This window comes from Streptomyces niveus, from assembly GCF_001723055.1.
GTDB lineage: Bacteria > Actinomycetota > Actinomycetes > Streptomycetales > Streptomycetaceae > Streptomyces > Streptomyces niveus.
Window position 1 is genome coordinate 1 of sequence record NZ_MDCR01000152.1, and the last position, 17,915, is coordinate 17,915.

Here is a 17,915-nt window from a genome sequence, read left to right on the forward strand (position 1 = left end):
GGCTGCCAGGACCGCCGGTGCGCAAGCAGCCGACGAACAGCACCTCGGTCGTGATGCTCATGCTCCTGCTCACGGCACCGGCGGTCCTGGCAGCCGCCATCCTTCGCCCCCGTTCCCGCTGACTGACGGAGACTCATGTCGGAATGGCTTGTCCTGTCCCTGGCCATGGGCGCCGCCTGCGCGGTCGTGGTGGCCATCGTCCTCATCAACAACCGCCGGATCCCGGCGGACGACGACCCCTCCGAGAGCCCCGACGTCCTCGAGTACATGACGATGATGATCGGCGTGGTCTACGCGATCGTGCTGGGCCTGGCCATCGCCGGTGTCTGGGAGGCGCGCGGCGGCGCCCAGGAGTCCGTACGCCAGGAGGCGCAGGCTCTGCACGAGGTGCAGGCGCGGTCGCAGGTGTACCCGGTCGAGGTGCGTGACCGGATCCGGGGCGACGTCGACGCGTACGTCTCGTACGTGGTCCACAGCGAGTGGCCCCACATGTCGGAGCACAACAGCCTCAGCGAGAAGGGCACGGCGCTGCTGGAGCAGGTGCGGCGGAGCGTCACCGACTACGTGCCGGCCGACGACCACGAGGCGCAGGCGTATCAGCCGCTGGTCGACCAGGTGGCGGCGGCCGACGACGCGCGGGGCGCCAGAGGCGAGAACGCCGGTGCGACGATGCCGGGGGTCGTCTGGTTCGGCCTGATCATCGGCGCCGTCGTGACGGTGGGGCTGATCTTCACGCTCCAGATCCGCCGTACCTGGCGGGAACTGCTGCTGGCGGGGCTGTTCAGCGCCCTGATCGCCTTCCTGCTGTTCCTGATCTGGGATTTCGACGCGCCGTACGGCCGGGGCATCGCGGCGACGGCGGCACCGTTCGTCGACCTGTTCCCCCACATCCGTAACTAGGCGAGAGCCCCTGCCGTGTCCGCAGGACCCGGACCTCGGTCGCCGGACGGGCCGCATACTCCGCCCGTCCGGCGACCGGGAACACGGGCGGGCCAGTCGGGTGACAGGACAACCCGTTCGCCCGACTGAGATCGCGGCTGTGGTAAGGCACTCCTAGCGTGCCGGGTATCGAGGTGCATTTCCCGCCATCTGCGGAAATCAGTTCCGCACTGCCCCTCGGAGACCCGGAGGATTGTCCATGCGCGCGATACGTGCCGCGTCCGCCGCTCTGCTGGGAGCGGCCGCACTCGCACTGACTACGCCTGCCGTGGCCATGGCCACGGCGGCGGCCCCTGTCACACCGTTCGGTTTCGCCGTCACCCCCTCGGTGATCGCGGCCGGCGGCCAGGTGACCCTCACGGTCACCGGTTGCAGCAGCACCGCCACCGCCACGTCCGGGGTGTTCGACGACACGGTCATCCCCTCCGGGGGATCGGCGCGTGCCTCCATCTTCTGGGACGCCAAGCCCGGTGCGATGTACGAGGTGACCTTCACGTGCAACGGCGAGGAGGGCACCACCGACCTCACCATCGCCGGCGGCACCCCGGCCCCGACGCCGACCCGGACGGCCACCCCCACCCCGACCCCGACGGCGAGCCCGGCCGCGACCCGGACGCCCACCTCCAGCTCCACGGCGATCGCGCCTCCCGGCGGCGTCAAGGGCGGTCTCGGCGGCAGCTTCATCGGCATGAACGGCACGGAACTCGCCGTCGGCACCGGCCTGGTGGCCGCGGCGGCCCTGGGCACCGTGCTCGTCGTACGCCGTCGCTCGGCGAACCGCCAGCACTGACCGGCGGCCGGCTCCGCCGAACGCCCGTCGCCCCAAGTCCTGTTCGGGACCTGGGGCGACGGGCGTTCTCCGCAAGGACGGGCGTTCTCCGTAAGGAGGAGGTCCGCCCGGTCAGACGAGCGAGTCGCTCGTACGGCGGCGGCGGGCGATGAAGTACGTGCCGCCGACCGCGGCCGTGGCGACCAGACCGCCGCCGACCGCCATCTCGGTCGAGCTGGGGCCGATGGAGCCACCGAGGCCACCCTCCGCGCCCTGGCCGGCCAGCACGCGGAAGCGGTGGGTCGCGATGCGGCTGTTGTCGCTGCACTTGACGGACAGGTTGTAGTCGCCCGGCGTGGCGTGGTTGTGGATACGGGCCCGGGCCTCCGAGTGGCCCGAGGAGTTCACCGAGAGGTGCGCCGTGGGGAAGGCGTTGGAGGTGACCGTGCCGCCGTGGCCACAGCCCTCGACCTTGATGTGCAGCGTGCCGCCCTGGTGGACGGCGAACGGGTTGACGGTGATCTCCCTCGGACCGTTGGTGGCCCCGGCCAGCGGGGCGGAGAGCGCCACGGCGGCGCAGGCCGCGGCAGTCACCATGAGAGCGCGTGAAGCACGCATCGTTGAGCCTCCAGCGGAAGACGCCCCAAAGCGGTGCTCCGGGAAATTCGACGAGTACGCCCTCCATGACGAACCATCACCGGACAGCACATCTCACGCATTTCGGCACTGGTCCACCCCGGTGAGGCGACACGCCGACAGAACGTGGCCGGATCTGACGGAGTCGCAGGTCACGGACCGTCAGGGGGCTTATATGACGACTACTCGAATGGGGCAGCCGGCCCGGCACGGACGGCCGCACCACCCATTCGCCCTCCAGCTCTCGCCGACCCGGGCAAGCGCCCTTAGCGTGCGTACCAGGCGCCCACGAAGGGAGAACCATGGGCCTGGACCACGGCGGCTCGGAGGCGAGGAGACGCTCGCCCTGGGGCGTTCTGGCTCTTGTCATGCTCTCTGGTCTCGCACTCATGCGGAACGGGGCCGACGTCTCCCTCGGACCGCCCCAGCCCGCCTCCGCGGCGGCGCTGGACACCCGGCAGGAAGCGGTGACCGAACCCGCCGACGTCCCCATCGTGAAGCCGCTGCCGTACGCCCCGATGTCCCGGGTGACGATTCCGGCGATCAAGGTCGACGCGCCCGTGATGGACGTGGGGCTCGACCCGGAGGGCTGGATCGCCGCCCCGCCTCCCCAGGACGCCAACATGGCGGGCTGGTACCAGAACGGCGTCGCCCCCGGCCAGCGCGGCACCGCCGTCGTCGTGGGCCATGTCGACAACCAGGCGGGCCCCGCGGTCTTCTACGGCCTCGGCTCGCTGACCAAGGGCGAGCACATCCGGGTGACCCGCTTCGACGAGCGGGTGGCGGTGTTCGAGATCTACGGGGTCGAGGTCTTCTCCAAGAACGACTTCCCCGGCGCGCGGGTGTACGGCGACACCGGTCACTCCGAACTGCGTGTGATCACCTGCGGCGGCGGCTACTCGAAGGCGGGCGGCTACGACGGCAATGTCGTGGTCTTCGCCAGGCTGGTCGACACCCGCTGAGCGATCGCCGAACGGACGGGCCGGGGCGGGACGGCGCCCCGCCGTCCCGCCCCTGAGCGGCCGTCAGGGCCTCGGTACGGTGATGCCGTACCCCTCGTTCAGCAGCTCCGGCAGATAGTCCCGGAGCGCGGCGACGCTCTGCGAGCGGTCACCGCCCGCGTCGTGCGACAGCACCACGACCCCCGGCGCCGCCCCGTCGAGCACCGTGCGGACGATCCGCCCGGTGCCCGGCGACTTCCAGTCGAGGGTGTCGACGGTCCAGGCGAGCGGCTCCATGCCGAGGTCGGCCCCGATCTCGAAGGTGTGCCGGTTCCAGGAGCCGTACGGGGCGCGGAACCAGACCGGCGGACGGCCCAGCGTGCGCTCGATCACCTCGCTGGTGCGTTCCATCTCGGCACGGATCCGGCCCGGTCCCAGCTTCGGCAGCTCCGGGTGCGACCAGGTGTGGTTGCCCACGATGTGCCCGTCGTCGGCCATCTCGCGCAGCAGGTCCCGCTGTCCCGTGGCCATCTCGCCGCAGACGAAGAACATCGCCCGTACGTCGTGCGCGCGCAGCGTCTTCAGGATGCCGGGGGTGTAGTGCGGGTCGGGTCCGTCGTCGAAGGTGAGCACCATCGAGTGGCCCAGGTCCGGCATCTCCAGGAGGGGCTCCTTGCGTACGGAGAGCCTGGCGGGCCGCCCGTCCGGCGGCTGGAACTCCGTCATGGGGCTCAGCCTGTAGGCCGACGGCCGGCGCGGCAAGGCCTCCGGCCGCGCTCCGGCCGCCGGGGCACCCCCCTGCGGAACGCCGGTCGCCGGACGGCCCGGGGTCTGGGCGTCGCCCGCGGTCAGCAGCCGGGTCAGCCCGACGGCTCCGAGGACCGCGGCGAGGCGCAGCACGGTCCGGCGACCCGGAATCATCTGGTCCTTTTTGATGGCTTCCATGGCCAATGGCTCGCACGGCCGGTGCGTCCTGTCCCTCACCGACACCGCCGACGGCGGGGAAAGCACCCGATGGGATGAGCCGATGAACTTCTGTGACGCCGGTCCGGCGGGGCTCAGCCGCGCCGCACCAGCGGGAAGGGCAACGTCTCACGGATGGTCAGTCCGGTGAGGAACATGACGAGCCGGTCCACACCGACACCGAGGCCGCCGGTCGGCGGCATGGCGTACTCCAGCGCGTCGAGGAAGTCCTCGTCGATCTCCATGGCCTCCGGGTCGCCGCCGGCGGCGAGCAGGGACTGGGCGGTGAGCCTGCGGCGCTGCTCCACGGGGTCGGTCAACTCGGAGTAGGCGGTGCCCAGTTCCGTACCGAAGGCGACGAGGTCCCAGCGTTCGGCGAGCCGGGGGTCGTCGCGGTGCTGTCGGGTGAGCGGGGAGACCTCCGTGGGGAAGTCCTTGTAGAAGGTGGGCAGCCGGGTCTTCTCCTCCACCAGCCGCTCGTACATCTCCAGGAGGACGTCACCACGGGTGCCGCAGGGGGCGTGCGCGATGCCCGCGCGGTCGCAGAGGCGGCGCAGCGCCCGCTCGCCGGTGTCGGGGCCGATCTCCTCGCCGAGCGCGTCGGACAGGGCGCCGTGGACCGTTCTGACGGGCCAGCGGCCGGAGATGTCGTGCGCGACGAGCCTGCCGTCGTCGCCCCGCGTGTGGGCGAGCGGGGCGCCGAAGACGGCGGTGGCCGCGCCCTGGATGAGTTCGCGGGTGAGGTCGAGCATCACGTCGTAGTCGGCGAACGCCTGGTATGCCTCCAGGACGGTGAACTCGGGGTTGTGTTTGTAGGAGACGCCCTCGTTACGGAAGGTGCGTCCGAGTTCGAAGACCTTCTCGACGCCGCCGACGCAGAGCCTCTTGAGATACAGCTCGGGGGCGATCCTCAGGTAGAGGTCGAGGTCGTAGGCGTTGATGTGGGTGGTGAAGGGGCGGGCGTTGGCGCCGCCGTGGATCTGCTGGAGCATCGGTGTCTCGACCTCCAGATAGCCGCGGTCGACCAGCCCCTGGCGCAGTGCCTGGATCGCGGTGGACCGGGAGCGTACGACGTTCCTGGCGGCCGGGCGGGAGACCAGGTCGACGTAGCGGCGGCGGACCCTGGCCTCGGGGTCGGTGAGCCCGCGGCGTTTGTCGGGCAGCGGGCGCAGGCACTTGCCGGTGAGCTGCCAGCGCGTGACGAAGACGGTCAGCTCGCCCTTGTCGGTGTGTCCGACCTCCCCGGTGGCGGTGAGCTGGTCGCCGAGGTCGATGTCGGCGGCGAAGCGCTCCAGGGGCGGTGAGGCGCCGCCGTCGCGGGTGAGGGCGAGCTGGAGGTCGCCGGACCAGTCGCGCAGGACGGCGAAGAGGATGCCGCCGAAGTCGCGTACGGCCATGACGCGCCCGGCGACGGTGGTGTGCGCGCCGCTGCGGCTCCCGGGGGCGCCGGCCGGGTGGGCGGCGCGGATCGCGGCCAGGGTGTCCGTGGGCGGGGCGACGCCGACGGGGTAGGGGTCGACGCCGTCGGCGCGGAGCCGGGCCAGCTTGTCGTGGCGGACGCGTACCTGTTCGGGCAGGTGCCGCTCGTACACCGCCTGTTCGGTGTCGGGGCCGGTGAGGCGCAGTTCTTCGACGGCGGGGAGTCCGGCGGTGGTCGCGGGGGTCGTGACGCCCCTGGCGCCGGGGGCGGGCCGTCCCCGGCCCCAGAGCCGGCGCAGGCTCGGTACGGAGACGAAGCCCTCGGCGATCCCGGAGGCGAGGCCGACACGGGCGAGGGAGCCGGCGTCGCCGTAACAGAGGAAGCGGGGGTACCAGGCGGGCTGGTACTTCACGTTGGAGCGGTAGAGCGCTTCGAGCTGCCACCAGCGGGAGAAGAAGAGCAGCATTCCGCGCCAGAGTCTGAGCACCGGTCCGGCGCCGATGCGGGCGCCTTCTTCGAAGGCCGAGCGGAAGACGGCGAAGTTCAGGGAGATCCGGCGGACACCGAGCGTGGGGGCGTACGCGCACAGTTCGGCGACCATGAACTCCATGACGCCGTTGGGGGCGGCCCCGTCACGGCGCATCAGGTCCAGCGAGATGCCGTCCTTGCCCCAGGGCACGAAGGAGAGCAGCGCGATGAGGGCGCCGTCGCCGTCGAACGCCTCGACGAGCAGGCAGTCGCCGTCGGCGGGGTCGCCGAGCCGGTCGAGCGCCATGGAGAAGCCGCGTTCGGTCTCGGTGCCGCGCCAGGCGTCGGCGCGGTCGACGATCTCCCGCATCTCGTCCTCCGTAAGGAGGGAGTGGCGCCGTACGCGGGCGGTGACCCCGGTCCTGCGGACCCGGTTGACGGCCTGTCGGGTGACGCGCATGTCGCGCCCGCCGAGGTCGAACCGGTCGACACGCAGGATCGCCTCGTCGCCCAGCTGGATGGCGCCGAGCCCGGCGCGCGCGTAGGCGGTGGCGCCGTCCTCGGACGCGCCCATGACGGCCGGTGCCCAGGCGTGGTGCCTGGCGACGTCGAGCCAGGCCTCGATGGCGGGCGCCCATGCCTCGCGGTCGCCGAGGGGGTCGCCGCTGGCGAGGCAGACGCCGGTCTCGACGCGGTAGGTGACGGCCGCCTTGCCGCTCGGCGAGAAGATGACGGCTTTGTCGCGGCGGGTGGCGAAGTAGCCGAGCGAGTCCTGGGAGCCGTACGCGCCGAGGAGCGCCCGGATGCGGGGTTCCTCGTCGCCGTGGAGCGCGGCTTCCATGCGCTGCGAGCGGAAGAGGGTGGCCGCGGCGGCGAGCAGGGCGAGCGCGCCGAAGAGGCCGAGGAAGAAGAAGAGCGGGTGGGGCGGCCGGCCGTCGAAGTCGCCGGCGGAGACGAGTCCGCCGAACACGCGGTTCGCGGCCCAGGTGAGGCGCTCGCCGTGCGACAGGGAGCCGGGGAAGAGTTCGACGAGTCCCCAGCCCGCGAGGACGCCGGCGGCGAGGCCGAGCACGAGGACGAGCAGCGCCCGGCGCAGGGAGCCGCGCCGGCTGGCCGCGTAGAACTGGCCGCGCGCCAGGATCAGTACGACGAGCCCCGCGCCGCACAGGACGAAGTTGGGCAGCCACGACCAGGCGGCGAAGGTGAGCACCACGACGTCGACCGCGACCAGCAGCGCCAGATAGGTGACGACCAGCCACCACGCGGCCTTCTTGCGGGAGGCGACGGCGCCGGCGAGCAGGAGGAGGAAGACGGCGTAGGCGAGGTTGGCGCTGACGGGGACGGCGACGTCGTCGAGGAAGGCGGAGAGGGGCCGCAACAGCCGCCGGAGTGCGGGGATGAGGGCGATGAGCGCGCAGTAGACGCCGAGCCCGCCGAAGTACGTCGCGAACGCGCCGGGCACCCGGCTCAGGAACGGTCCCCGTCCTCGCCCTCGCCCGTCACCCCGGTCCCGGCCCTGGCCCCGGCTTCCGGCCGCGCGGCCCGGCGGGGCACCCTCCACGCTGACGCTCATACGTCGCACTCTAGGGCCAGTCCGGCAAATCCCGCCCGGCCTGAGCCGTTCGGGACGACCGCCGGGCGGACCCCCGGAGGGGAGCCTCCCGGGAGCCGATAGCCTCGCTGCCGTGACGGATCAGCAGCCCTCCCCCTTCGAACGCGGAACCGACGGCCCCAAGGTGATCGTCGCCGGTGTGGACGGCTCCGAGTCGTCGCTCCGCGCGGCGGCGTACGCCGGTGGCCTCGCCCGGCGGCAGAACGCCCTGCTCGCCATCGTCTACGTCCAGCCGTTGATGTCGTCGGGGGCCGCGCTCGGCGCCCCGGTGGCCGACACGACCGGGGAGATCGCCGAGGATCTCGCGGAGCAGATCCGCGCCAGCGCCGAGCAGGTCCGGGGCATCTGGGACATCCGCTGGGAGTTCCACACCCTGCGCGGCGACCCGTACAACGGGCTGGTCACCGCGGCCGACGACCTCAAGGCGGACGCCGTGGTGGTGGGCGCGTCGGAGTCGGCGGGGCACCGGTTCATCGGCTCGGTGGCGGTACGGCTGGTCAAGGCGGGCCGCTGGCCGGTCACGGTCGTCCCGTAGCGAGGTGTGACCCGCAGGCGTCAACGGCCCATCGTGAGGCCGTCGTTGGCGGCGCCGCGGCCGAGGACCGCAGCCTCGATCGCGGACCGTGTCGCCCGGTAGTCGTCCCTCGACGGGTCCTCGTCCAGCGCCTGGGACAGATTGACCACCCGCCCAACGGTGTTGTCCATGGTCTGCGGGATGAACTCCGCCTTCGTGACGGCCCAGCGCTCGCCGTCGGTGGCGGGCGGCGCGAAGGTGAACCGGCCGATCGAGCCCTGGGTGCCGCGCGGGTCGAACTGTCCGGCGTTGTTGATCATTTCACCGGCGATCTGGTCACCCATGCCGTAGATGATCCAGGTGCCGTTGACCTTCTCGTACGCCTGCGGGGCGTGCACGTGCGTGCCGATGATCAGGTCGATGTCGGGGCGGCCGTCGGTGGTGGACGCGGTGAGCCGTTCGCCGAGGCGCAGTTGCTTCTCGTCGGGCGCCGTCTGCCACTCCGTACCCCAGTGCATGCTCACGACGACGACGTCGGCGCCCGCCGCGCGGGCGGCCCGCGAGTCGGCGATGATCTTCTCCTCGTCGATGAGGTCGACGGCCCAGGGCTGTCCGTCGGGCAGCGGTTTGCCGTTGGTGTCGTAGGTGTACGCCAGTTGGGCGACCTTCGCGCCGCCCGCGTCGAGCAGCGCGGGGCGGGTGTCCTCCTCGGCCGTGCGCGCCGAGCCCGCGTGCTTGACGCCGGCCTTGTCGAGGGCGCCGAGCGTGCGGCTGATGCCGTCGGCCCCGGCGTCGAGGGTGTGGTTGGACGCGGTGGAGCAGGAGTCGTAGCCGGTCGCCTTGAGGGCGGCGGCGATCTCGGGCGGTGAGGCGAACGACGGGTAGCCGGTGAAGGGCCCGCCGTCGGGGCCGTACACCGTCTCCATGTGACAGATCGCCACATCGGCGGCCGAGACGACGGGCTTCACCCCGGCGAGCATCGGTACGAAGTCGTGGCCGGTGCCGCCCGCGTCGACGCCGGCGCGACTGATGACGGAGTCGTGCGGCAGGACGTCTCCGGAGGCGACGAGGGTGAACCCGCGCTCCGGTGCCGTGCCGCCCGCGGCCGAGGGTCCGGACCCGGCGGCGCTGTCGGCGGGCCGGTCGACGGCCGGTTCGGCCGTGCCGGGTCCGGCGCATCCCGCCGCCGTGCCGAGCAGCAGAGCGGCTGCGGCCACCGCTCCGTGTCGCGTGTGCGTCGTCATCGGTCAGGCTCCTTCAGAACGAGGAAGGCGACCAAACGGTCAACACATGCATTCTTCATATTAGTGTGACTAATGCTCCGAACGCGGTGAAGTACCTGAAAGGGATGAAAGGGATCGGCCGACCGTTCACCGCACCACTCGCCGCGCGGAGCGACCGCTCGTCGCAGACCCTTGTGAGCCGTCTGTCCCCGGACGCACCGGATGCGTTCCGATACGCCAACGGCAGCGCCGCCGACGCCGGCGACCTCCGCGAGGAAGGGACGTTCACGATGACCACCGCCACGGCCACGGCGACGACCGACGAGCGGGCGCTGACGGAGTTGCAGCGCGACCACGGCCCGGCGCTCCTGCACTTCCTGCTCGGTCTGACCTACGGCGACCGGCAGCGCGCCGAGGACCTCCTCCAGGAGACGCTGGTCCGCGCCTGGCAGCACCCCGAGGCCTTCGAGGGCCCCTACGAGTCCATGCGGCCCTGGCTCTTCACCGTGGGCCGCCGGCTGGCGATCGACGCCCGCCGCTCACGTCTCGCCCGCCCGACCGAGGTCAGCGACGGCGTCCTGGAAGCGACCCCGGAGCCCGGCGATCCCACGGAACGCTCCGTCGCCGCGCTCGACGTACGCGCGGCGGTGAGGTCGCTGAGCCCGGAGCACCGCGCCGTACTCGCGCAGATCTACTTCAAGGGGCTGAGCGTGGTCGAGGCCGCGCAGGTGCTCGGCATCCCGGCCGGCACCGTCAAGTCCCGCTCCTACTACGCGCTGCGGGCCCTCGGCCGTTCCCTGCCCGGCTACCACAGGTCCTCCTCGTCGAAGAGTGCGAGGAGCGCCGCGCCGTCGGCCACCTCCGCATAGGCGGCGGCGCAGCCCGCGCAGCCCTCCAGGTGCCCGGCGATCAGCCGGTCCTCCTCGGGCGTGAGGGCTCCCAGCGCGTACGCGCCGAGCTGCGACCGCACATGTGGGTCACCGCCGGCCTCACCCGTCACAATCGCCTCCGGTCCGCTGTCGGATCCTGCTCTTCTGGCCACGCTGGGCACCGGCCGCCGGTTCAATGCTCGGTGAAGCAGCGTCCCCCGAGAGAAAGGAAGGCGGAAAACAATGCGTCCGGAACATCATGACGAAGGCGGTGGCGGCGGCCTGCTCGTCCCCATGGCGTGGATGTACGCGGAGTACGTCGCCGACGAACTGCTGCGCACCGGCGATCTCATGCCGCCCACCACACTTGAGTACCGGGCGGGTCGCGACGCCCTCGCCCTGACCATCTTCCTGTCCGAAGGCCCGGTCGGCGGGCCCGGCGGTGTGGCGCGGATGGCCGAGTGGCGGACGCTCACCGCGTACGGCACGGGTTGGCGTGAATGGGTCTGTCACCAGCTCGATCTGCTGGAGACCCGCGCCTGCCAGGCGGAACGGTCCGGCACGGCGCGGCCCGACCCCGATCTGGAACTGGCCCTGGACGCCTGGCGGTGGCTGGAGGAGACCGAACTGCTGGCCCCGGATCTCGACGCGGTGGGCGCGCCGGGCGCCGATCCGGGTGGCGCCGAGGGTCCCGAGCCGAACGAGGAGGAGGGGCCGCAGGTGTGGACCCCGGCGTGGCAGCTCGGGCTGCCGCTGGGACATCTCGCCATCGCCCTGTTCTGACTCAGCTGCCGTGCACGCCCGCGCGGTACTTGGGAATCCGTACGGTGATCCGCATCCCCGCCCCCACCCCCGTCTCGATGACGAGCCCGTAGTCGTCCCCATACACCTGGCGCAGCCGCTCGTCCACGTTGAGCAGTCCGATGCCCGTGGACAGCCCGCCCTCCCCGCGCAGGATCCGGCGCAGCCGATCCGGGTCCATGCCCACCCCGTCGTCCTCGATCACGACCTCCGCCTCCGAACCGGCGTCGAGCGCGCTGATGGTGATGTGACTCATCGTGATCTTGCCTTCGAGGCCGTGCTTGACGGCGTTCTCGACGAGCGGCTGGAGACAGAGGAACGGCATCGCGACCGGCAGCACCTCGGGTGCGACCTGGAGCGTGACCGACAGCCGGTCGCCGAAGCGGGCCCGGACTAGTGCCAAGTACTGGTCGATGGAGTGCAGTTCGTCGGCGAGGGTGGTGAAGTCGCCGTGCCTGCGGAACGAGTAGCGGGTGAAGTCGGCGAACTCCAGGAGCAGTTCACGGGCGCGCTCGGGGTCGGTGCGGACGAACGAGGCGATGGCGGCCAGTGAGTTGAAGATGAAGTGCGGCGAGATCTGGGCGCGCAGCGCCCTGATCTCCGCCTCGATCAACTGGGTGCGGGAGCGGTCGAGTTCGGCGAGTTCGAGCTGTACGGAGACCCAGCGTGCGACCTCGCCGGCGGCCCGCGCGAGGACGGCGGACTCCCTCGGGGCGTACGCGACGAGGGTGCCGAGCACCCGGTGGTCGACGGTCAGCGGCGCGGCGACGCCCCAGCGCAGCGGGCAGTCCAGATCGCCGCAGCCGCTCGCGAAGGCCGTGTCGCGGCCACTGGCGAGCAGGGCCTGCACATGGTCCATCACATGCTTGCCGTGATGTTCGCCGAGGCCGTCCCAGGCGAGCACCCGGTCCCGGTCGGTGAGGCAGAGCGCGTCCGTGCCGAGCAGCGAGCGCAGCCGGCGGGCGGCCTTGCCCGCGCTCTCCTCGGTGAGTCCGGCGCGCAGGGGCGGCGCGGCGAGCGACGCGGTGTGCAGGGTCTCGAAAGTGGCGTGCTCGACGGGCGTACCGACGTCGCTGGTCCGGTCGGGCCGTCCGCGTCCGCCGCGGCGGCCCAGCAGGAAGCCGCCCGCGAACAGCAGCGCGCCGAGCACGAGCAGGACCGCGAGGGCCGCGCCGTTCACCGGGGGCCTCCTCTGGCGCGGGGCATCAGTGCCTCCGGGAGATGGAACCGGGTCATGGCGGCCTTGGTCCCCGGCGGTATGCGCGAGCGCGTGGCCAGCGACACCAGGATCATCGCGAGGAACCCGACGGGCACCGACCAGACGGCGGGCCAGGCGAGCAGCGCGTGCGGCCACCCGGAACGTACGGCGCCGCTGACCGTGATCCCGATGGCCACCAGCGCCGAGCCGCCGCCGAGCAGCAGCCCCGCGATCGCTCCGGGCGGGGTGAGCCGCCGCCACCAGATGCCGAGCACCAGCAGCGGGCAGAACGACGAGGCGGAGACGGCGAAGGCCATCGCGACGGCGTCGGCCACCGGCATGCCGCTGACCACCAGCGAACCGCCGAGCGGCACGAGGATCGCGAGCAGCGTGGCCAGCCGGAAGTGCCGTACGCCGCGCGAGGGCAGTACGTCCTGGGTGAGCACCCCGGCGACGGCCATGGTCAGTCCGGATGCGGTGGACAGGAACGCGGCGAAGGCGCCGCCCGCGACGAGCGCCCCGAGCAGATCGCCCGCCGTGCCCCCGATGACCAGATCGGGCAGCAGCAGGACGGCGGCGTCGGCGTCCTTGCCGAGGGCCTGCGCGGGCGCGTACAGCCGCCCGAGCGCGCCGTAGACGGGTGGCAGCAGATAGAAGCCGCCGATCAGGACGAGTACGCCCAGGGTGGTCCGGCGGGCCGCCCGGCCGTTGGGGCTGGTGTAGAAGCGGACGACGACGTGCGGCAGTCCCATGGTGCCGAGGAAGGTGGCGATGATCAGTCCGTACGTCGCGTAGAGCGGGTGGTCGGCGCGGCTCGACAGCTCGGTGGGGTCGAAGTCGATCGCGGGCCGTCCGTCGCCCTGCCAGGCGAGCAGGAGGAAGATCGCGGGCACGAGCAGGGCGGTGAGCTTGAGCCAGTACTGGAAGGCTTGGACGAAGGTGATGCTGCGCATGCCGCCCGCCGCGACGGCGACCACCACGACGACGGCGACGAGGACGGCGCCGAACCAGTTCGGCGCGCCGGTCAGGATCTCCAGCGTGAGTCCCGCGCCCTGGAGTTGAGGCACCAGATAGAGCCAGCCCGCGCCGACGACCAGCGCGCTGACCACCCGCCGCGCGGGGCGCGACTCCAGGCGCCCCTCGGCGAAGTCGGGGAGGGTGTACGCGCCGGAGCGGCGCAGCGGGGCGGCGACGAAGACCAGCAGGACCAGATAGCCCGCGGTGTAGCCGACCGGGTACCAGAGCATGTCGGGGCCGTGCAACAGGAGCAGTCCGGCGATACCGAGGAAGGAGGCGGCGGAGAGGTACTCGCCGCTGATCGCGGCGGCGTTGAGGCCGGGCCGCACCGTGCGGGAGGCCACGTAGAAGTCGGAGGTGGTGCGGGATATCCGCAGGCCGAAGCCGCCGACGAGGATCGTGGCGACCACGACGACGGCCACCGCCGTCACCGTGTAACTCTGGCTCACGGCAGCGGCCGGCCCTTCACGAGCCGGGCGAAGTCCCGCTCGTTGCGCTCCGCGCGCCGTACGTACCACCAGGCCAGCAGGGTCAGCAGCGGATACGCGGCGACGCCGAGCACCACCCAGACGACGGTGGTGTCGCGCAGCGCGGCGAAGGCGAGCGGGAGGGTGCCGACGACGGCGGCGAGGAGCGCGAACGCGGTGAGTCCGGCGCGGAGTTGGCCACGCATGAGGGAGCGGACATAGGCGTCGCCGAGCGCGGTCTGCTCGTCGATCTCGGACTGGGCGCGATAGCGGGGCAGGGGGCGTACGCGGCGGGGTTCGCCGGTGACGACCTCACGCTTGGGGGTGGCGTCGGCGGTCATGGTCCTTCCTCCCCCTCGTGCCTCGTACCTCGTGCGTGGTCGCGGTGCCAGGGCCGGAGTGTAAGCAGACCGTCAAGGCGGTGGGAAGCCCCCGGGCACCACCCCCGCCTTGACGAACAGCCTGGTCAGCGGCCGGGCAGCCGCATCAGCAGATCGCGTACGGCCCTGGCGTGCCGCCTGCTGACGGCCAGTTCGGCGTCACCGACGCGCACGCTCATGGCGCCCGCGTCGAGGCGCAGTTCGTCGATACGGGCGACGGAGACCAGATGGCGGCGGTGGATCCGTACGAAACCGCGGGAGCGCCAGCGCTCCTCCAGGGTGGTGAGCGGGATACGCACCAGATGGCTGCCGGTGTCGGTGTGGAGTCTGGCGTAGTCGCCCTGGGCCTCGGCGTAGACGATGTCGGCGACGGGGACGAAGCGGGTCACGCCGCCGAGTTCGACGGGGATCTGGTCGGTGGAGGTGTCCACGACGGGGCCGCGCTCGCCCACCAGTTCGGCGACCCGCCGCACGGCCTCCGCCAGCCGCTCCCTGCGGACGGGCTTGAGCACGTAGTCGACGGCCTTGAGGTCGAACGCCTGGACGGCGAAGCCCTCGTGGGCGGTGACGAAGACGATCAGCGGGGGTTCGGCGAAACCGGCCAGGAGCTTGGCGACATCGAGCCCTGTCAGACCCGCCATGTGGATGTCGAGGAAGACGACGTCGACGGCGGCGGGGTCGTCGGGACCGGCGTCGAGGGCGGCCCCGATACGGCGCAGCGCCTCGGTCGCGCTCGTCGCGCCCTCGGCGCTACGGATCCGGGGGTCGGCGCGCAGGAGGTACAGCAGCTCTTCGAGGGCGGGCGCTTCGTCGTCCACGGCCAGTACACGCAGCATGACCCGGAAGTTTAGGGGCTGTGGAGCGAGCCGGGCCCGGCTCGGCGGGAGGAGAAGTCGGAGCGGGAGAAGGAAGCAGCGGGAGAAGTCGGAGCGGGTGAAGGATGTCGGCTTGAGTGATTCGCCGTCGCGCTCCGTATCAGGAGGCATGCGGACACCGGAGATCCATCGTGACGTCGGCGCCTACGCACTCGGCGTGCTCGACACGGCCGACGCGTTCCGCTTCGAGGACCATCTCATGGACTGTCCGCACTGCGCACTGCTGTTGGGCGATTTCGACGGGGTGCGCAGTCAGCTCGACGAGTACACGCGGCGCACGCCCGCGCGGGTGGCGCCCTTCGTGTCGGCGGGGCCGGAGCTGCTGCACCGGATGCTGGAAGGGACGGCGGCCCGGCGGCGGGTGAGCCGCAGACGGCGCGTCGCCCTGGTCGCGGCGGCGGTGGTGATCGCGGTGGGCGGCCCGTTCGCGATCGTCGACGCGCAGCGGGGCGGCGGCTCCCCGGCCGGGCCGGCCGCCGAGCGGTGGACGGCGACGGACCGCAGGACCGGGACGGCGGCTGTCGTGACGGCGGCCGAGCGGGGCTGGGGCACGGATGTCGCGCTGGAGCTGTCGAAGTCGGCGGCTGCCGGGGTGTGCGCGCTGGTGGCCGTGGGCCGGGACGGCTCGGAGGAGACGGTGATGACCTGGACCGGCGCCGGTGGCGGGGGCGGTCCGATGGTCACGTGGGGCGGCGCGGCGCTGCGGTTGGGGGAGATCGACCGGTTCGAGGTACGGACGGCCGAGGGCCACCGGCTGATGACGGTACGAGGCGCCACCTGAGGTAGTCCTACTTGAGAAAGCGGGACGTCCTGCGGTCGGCGAGCGGTTTGCCGCCCGTCTGGCAGGTCGGGCAGTACTGGAGCGAGGAGTCGGCGAAGGAGACCGACCTGATGGTGTCGCCGCACACCGGGCAGGTCTCACCGGCCCGGCCGTGCACCTGTAGGCCGCTCTTCTTCTCGGCCTTCAGCCGTCCCGCCGCGACACCGCGCGAACGCTCGATCGCCGAGGTCAGGGTCGTGCGCATCGCGTCGTACAGGACGGTGATCTCGTCGTCGGTCAGATTGTGGACCGGTTTGAAGGGCGACATCTTCGCCGCGTGCAGGATCTCGTCGCTGTACGCGTTGCCGATGCCCGCGATCAGGCGCTGGTCCCGCAGGGCGCCCTTGAGCTGCCGCCGCTCCCCCGCGAGCAGCGCGGCGAGCGCGTCCCGGTCGAAGCCGTCGCCGAGCGGGTCGGGACCGAGGCTGGCGATGGCGGGCACCTCGAAGGGGTCGCGTACGAGATGGACGGCGAGCCGCTTGGTGGTGCCGGCCTCGGTCAGGTCGAAGCCGTCGCCCCCGGCCAGGACGGTCCGCAGCGCGAGCGGCCCCTTCCCGGGGCGCGGGGGCGCGGCGGGGAACTCGTCCTTCCACCGCAGCCAGCCCGCGCGGGCCAGATGGATGGCGAGATGGAGCCCTGAGTCGCCGGCCACGATGTCGAGCCACTTGCCGTGCCGTTCGATCGCGCTGACGGTGGCGCCCTCCAGGGCGGTGAGCGGCGGGTCGTACGTCTTGAGGACGTTGATCGTCAGGGGCAGGACCCGGACGATCTCCTTGCCGACCAGTTGGCCGTCCAGGAACTCACGCAGCGCTTCGACTTCGGGGACTTCCGGCATGCCTCCAGAGTGCCGCAGCGGCGGACCGAACGCCCGGCGGGCGCAGGGGGTGGTTCACAGCCCGTACGCCGCCGTGGCCGTCGCGCCGAAGACGGCACGCCGTTCGTTGTCGCTCAGGTCGGCGGTGAGCGTACGGGTGACGTCGACGACCTCGGCGTACGAGGCGGCCAGCCGGCACACCGGCCAGTCCGAGCCGAACATCAGACGTGCGGAGCCGAACGCGTCGAGCACGGTCTCGGTGTACGGGCGCAGTGTGTCCGCCGTCCAGGAGTCCCACTTCGCCTCGGTGACCAGGCCGGAGAGCTTGCAGACGACGTTCGGGCGGGCCGCCAGGGCCCGGATGTGACCGGCCCAGGGGTCGAGGGCGCCGGAGGCGACGGGCGGCTTGCCGAGGTGGTCGAGTACGAAGGTCAGCTGCGGCAGCAGCGCGGCGACGGCGGTCGCGGCGGGGAGCTGGTGGGGCAGGACGATCAGGTCGTACGCGAGTCCGGCGTCGGCCACGGCGGCGAGCCCGTACCGGACGTCGGGACGCAGCAGCCACTGGGGGTCGGGCTCGCCCTGGACCTGGTGGCGGATGCCGACGAGCTTGTCGCCGCCGGGCAGTTCGCGCAGCGCGGCGAGGGTGTCGGCGATGTCGGGCGCGGTGAGGTCGGTCCAGCCGACGACGCCGGCTATCAGCTCGTTCCTGTCGGCGAGTGCGAGGAACTCGGGGGTCTCGTCCGCGACCGTGACGGTCTGGACGAGGACGGTGGCGCCGACACCGGCCGCGCGGGTCTCCGGCGCGAGGTCGGCGATGCCGAAGTCGCGCCGGATGGGTGCCATGGCGGGGCCGGTGATCCAGTCCTGGTCGCGTACGGACAGGTCCCACAGATGGTGGTGGGCGTCCACGACGGGCGCCGAACGGGTCGGCCGGCGGGGCGGCGCTCCGCTCATCGGGCGTCGCCTTCCAGCAGTCCCTGGGCGCGCAGGTCGTCCCAGAGGGCGTCCGGGACGGTGCGGGAGTACATGTCGGCCGCGTCCTGGACCTCGTCGGCGGAGCGGGTCCCGACGAGGACGCTGGCGACGGCCGGATGGCGCAGCGGATAGGCGATGGCGGCGGCGCGCAGCGGGACGCCGTGCCGCTCGGCGACGGCCTTGACGCGCAGGGCGCGCTCCAGGAGCGCGGGCG

General features: G+C 72.2%; 19 protein-coding genes. 7 read left to right on the forward strand and 12 right to left on the reverse strand.

The features are described from left to right. Positions 1 to 135: 135 nt before the first annotated feature. Positions 136 to 900 (forward strand): bestrophin-like domain, encoded by a 765-nt coding sequence (locus BHU15_RS18945; protein WP_069628265.1) that lies wholly within the window; start codon positions 136 to 138, stop codon positions 898 to 900. Positions 901 to 1,138: 238 nt separating this feature from the next. Continuing rightward, positions 1,139 to 1,729: a hypothetical protein gene (locus BHU15_RS18950; protein WP_069628266.1), complete on the forward strand. Its 591-nt coding sequence runs from the start codon at positions 1,139 to 1,141 to the stop codon at positions 1,727 to 1,729. Positions 1,730 to 1,840: 111 nt separating this feature from the next. Here the strand turns inward: BHU15_RS18950 and BHU15_RS18955 are convergent, their stop codons facing one another. Then, positions 1,841 to 2,326 carry a hypothetical protein gene (locus BHU15_RS18955; RefSeq protein ID WP_069628267.1) on the reverse strand — a complete coding sequence of 162 codons (486 nt, stop codon included), beginning with the start codon at positions 2,324 to 2,326 and terminating at the stop codon, positions 1,841 to 1,843. Positions 2,327 to 2,646: 320 nt separating this feature from the next. Here BHU15_RS18955 and BHU15_RS18960 point away from each other — a divergent pair, with 320 nt between their 5' ends. Beyond that, positions 2,647 to 3,306 (forward strand): class F sortase, encoded by a 660-nt coding sequence (locus BHU15_RS18960; protein WP_069628268.1) that lies wholly within the window; start codon positions 2,647 to 2,649, stop codon positions 3,304 to 3,306. A 63-nt stretch (positions 3,307 to 3,369) separates the two neighbouring features. Here the strand turns inward: BHU15_RS18960 and BHU15_RS18965 are convergent, their stop codons facing one another. Further along, positions 3,370 to 4,230, reverse strand: coding sequence for a polysaccharide deacetylase family protein (locus BHU15_RS18965; RefSeq protein WP_247748630.1), 861 nt, complete (start codon positions 4,228 to 4,230; stop codon positions 3,370 to 3,372). A 113-nt stretch (positions 4,231 to 4,343) separates the two neighbouring features. Beyond that, complete coding sequence (gene lysX / locus BHU15_RS18970) at positions 4,344 to 7,709, reverse strand: bifunctional lysylphosphatidylglycerol synthetase/lysine--tRNA ligase LysX (protein ID WP_079128233.1); 3,366 nt, start codon at positions 7,707 to 7,709, stop codon at positions 4,344 to 4,346. Between the two features lie 112 nt (positions 7,710 to 7,821). Here lysX and BHU15_RS18975 point away from each other — a divergent pair, with 112 nt between their 5' ends. Continuing rightward, complete coding sequence (locus tag BHU15_RS18975) at positions 7,822 to 8,283, forward strand: universal stress protein (RefSeq protein WP_069628269.1); 462 nt, start codon at positions 7,822 to 7,824, stop codon at positions 8,281 to 8,283. Positions 8,284 to 8,303: 20 nt separating this feature from the next. Here the strand turns inward: BHU15_RS18975 and BHU15_RS18980 are convergent, their stop codons facing one another. Then, positions 8,304 to 9,506, reverse strand: a complete 1,203-nt coding sequence (locus BHU15_RS18980) for a CapA family protein (RefSeq protein WP_069628270.1) — start codon at positions 9,504 to 9,506, stop codon at positions 8,304 to 8,306. 269 nt (positions 9,507 to 9,775) lie between these two features. Between BHU15_RS18980 and BHU15_RS18985 the strand changes: the two genes are divergently transcribed. After that, a complete protein-coding gene (locus tag BHU15_RS18985) occupies positions 9,776 to 10,354 on the forward strand; it encodes a sigma-70 family RNA polymerase sigma factor (protein ID WP_031228750.1) in 579 nt (192 codons plus the stop codon). Here BHU15_RS18985 and BHU15_RS18990 read toward each other — a convergent pair. After that, positions 10,291 to 10,527: a zf-HC2 domain-containing protein gene (locus BHU15_RS18990; protein ID WP_376205421.1), complete on the reverse strand. Its 237-nt coding sequence runs from the start codon at positions 10,525 to 10,527 to the stop codon at positions 10,291 to 10,293. The two genes, BHU15_RS18985 and BHU15_RS18990, sit on opposite strands and share 64 nt — an antisense overlap. A 70-nt stretch (positions 10,528 to 10,597) precedes the next feature. Here BHU15_RS18990 and BHU15_RS18995 point away from each other — a divergent pair, with 70 nt between their 5' ends. Further along, positions 10,598 to 11,137, forward strand: a complete 540-nt coding sequence (locus BHU15_RS18995) for a hypothetical protein (protein WP_069628272.1) — start codon at positions 10,598 to 10,600, stop codon at positions 11,135 to 11,137. Between the two features lies 1 nt (position 11,138). Here BHU15_RS18995 and BHU15_RS19000 read toward each other — a convergent pair whose 3' ends face one another. The 4 genes from BHU15_RS19000 to BHU15_RS19015 form a co-directional block, all read right to left on the reverse strand. Continuing rightward, on the reverse strand, positions 11,139 to 12,335 hold the full coding sequence (locus tag BHU15_RS19000) for a sensor histidine kinase (protein ID WP_069628273.1): 1,197 nt from the start codon (positions 12,333 to 12,335) through the stop codon (positions 11,139 to 11,141). Then, positions 12,332 to 13,819, reverse strand: a complete 1,488-nt coding sequence (locus BHU15_RS19005; RefSeq protein ID WP_023537057.1) for a sodium/solute symporter — start codon at positions 13,817 to 13,819, stop codon at positions 12,332 to 12,334. Before BHU15_RS19005 ends, BHU15_RS19000 begins: the two co-directional genes overlap by 4 nt. Further along, positions 13,816 to 14,178 carry a hypothetical protein gene (locus BHU15_RS19010; RefSeq protein ID WP_023537058.1) on the reverse strand — a complete coding sequence of 121 codons (363 nt, stop codon included), beginning with the start codon at positions 14,176 to 14,178 and terminating at the stop codon, positions 13,816 to 13,818. Before BHU15_RS19010 ends, BHU15_RS19005 begins: the two co-directional genes overlap by 4 nt. A 125-nt stretch (positions 14,179 to 14,303) precedes the next feature. Continuing rightward, on the reverse strand, positions 14,304 to 15,053 hold the full coding sequence (locus BHU15_RS19015; RefSeq protein WP_023537059.1) for a LytR/AlgR family response regulator transcription factor: 750 nt from the start codon (positions 15,051 to 15,053) through the stop codon (positions 14,304 to 14,306). A 112-nt stretch (positions 15,054 to 15,165) separates the two neighbouring features. Here BHU15_RS19015 and BHU15_RS19020 point away from each other — a divergent pair, with 112 nt between their 5' ends. After that, positions 15,166 to 15,873: a zf-HC2 domain-containing protein gene (locus BHU15_RS19020; RefSeq protein ID WP_368483208.1), complete on the forward strand. Its 708-nt coding sequence runs from the start codon at positions 15,166 to 15,168 to the stop codon at positions 15,871 to 15,873. 7 nt (positions 15,874 to 15,880) lie between these two features. On the opposite strand, the gene BHU15_RS19025 is transcribed toward BHU15_RS19020, so the two are convergent. From BHU15_RS19025 to BHU15_RS19035, 3 genes are all read right to left on the reverse strand, one after another. Further along, entirely contained in the window at positions 15,881 to 16,747 is an 867-nt protein-coding gene (locus BHU15_RS19025) for an Fpg/Nei family DNA glycosylase (protein WP_069628275.1), read from the reverse strand. A 54-nt stretch (positions 16,748 to 16,801) separates the two neighbouring features. Then, entirely contained in the window at positions 16,802 to 17,680 is an 879-nt protein-coding gene (locus BHU15_RS19030) for an amidohydrolase family protein (RefSeq protein ID WP_069628276.1), read from the reverse strand. Beyond that, positions 17,677 to 17,915, reverse strand: a 239-nt coding sequence (locus tag BHU15_RS19035) for an aldo/keto reductase (RefSeq protein ID WP_171908396.1), incomplete at its 5' end; no start/stop codon positions are given. The genes BHU15_RS19035 and BHU15_RS19030, both read right to left, overlap by 4 nt.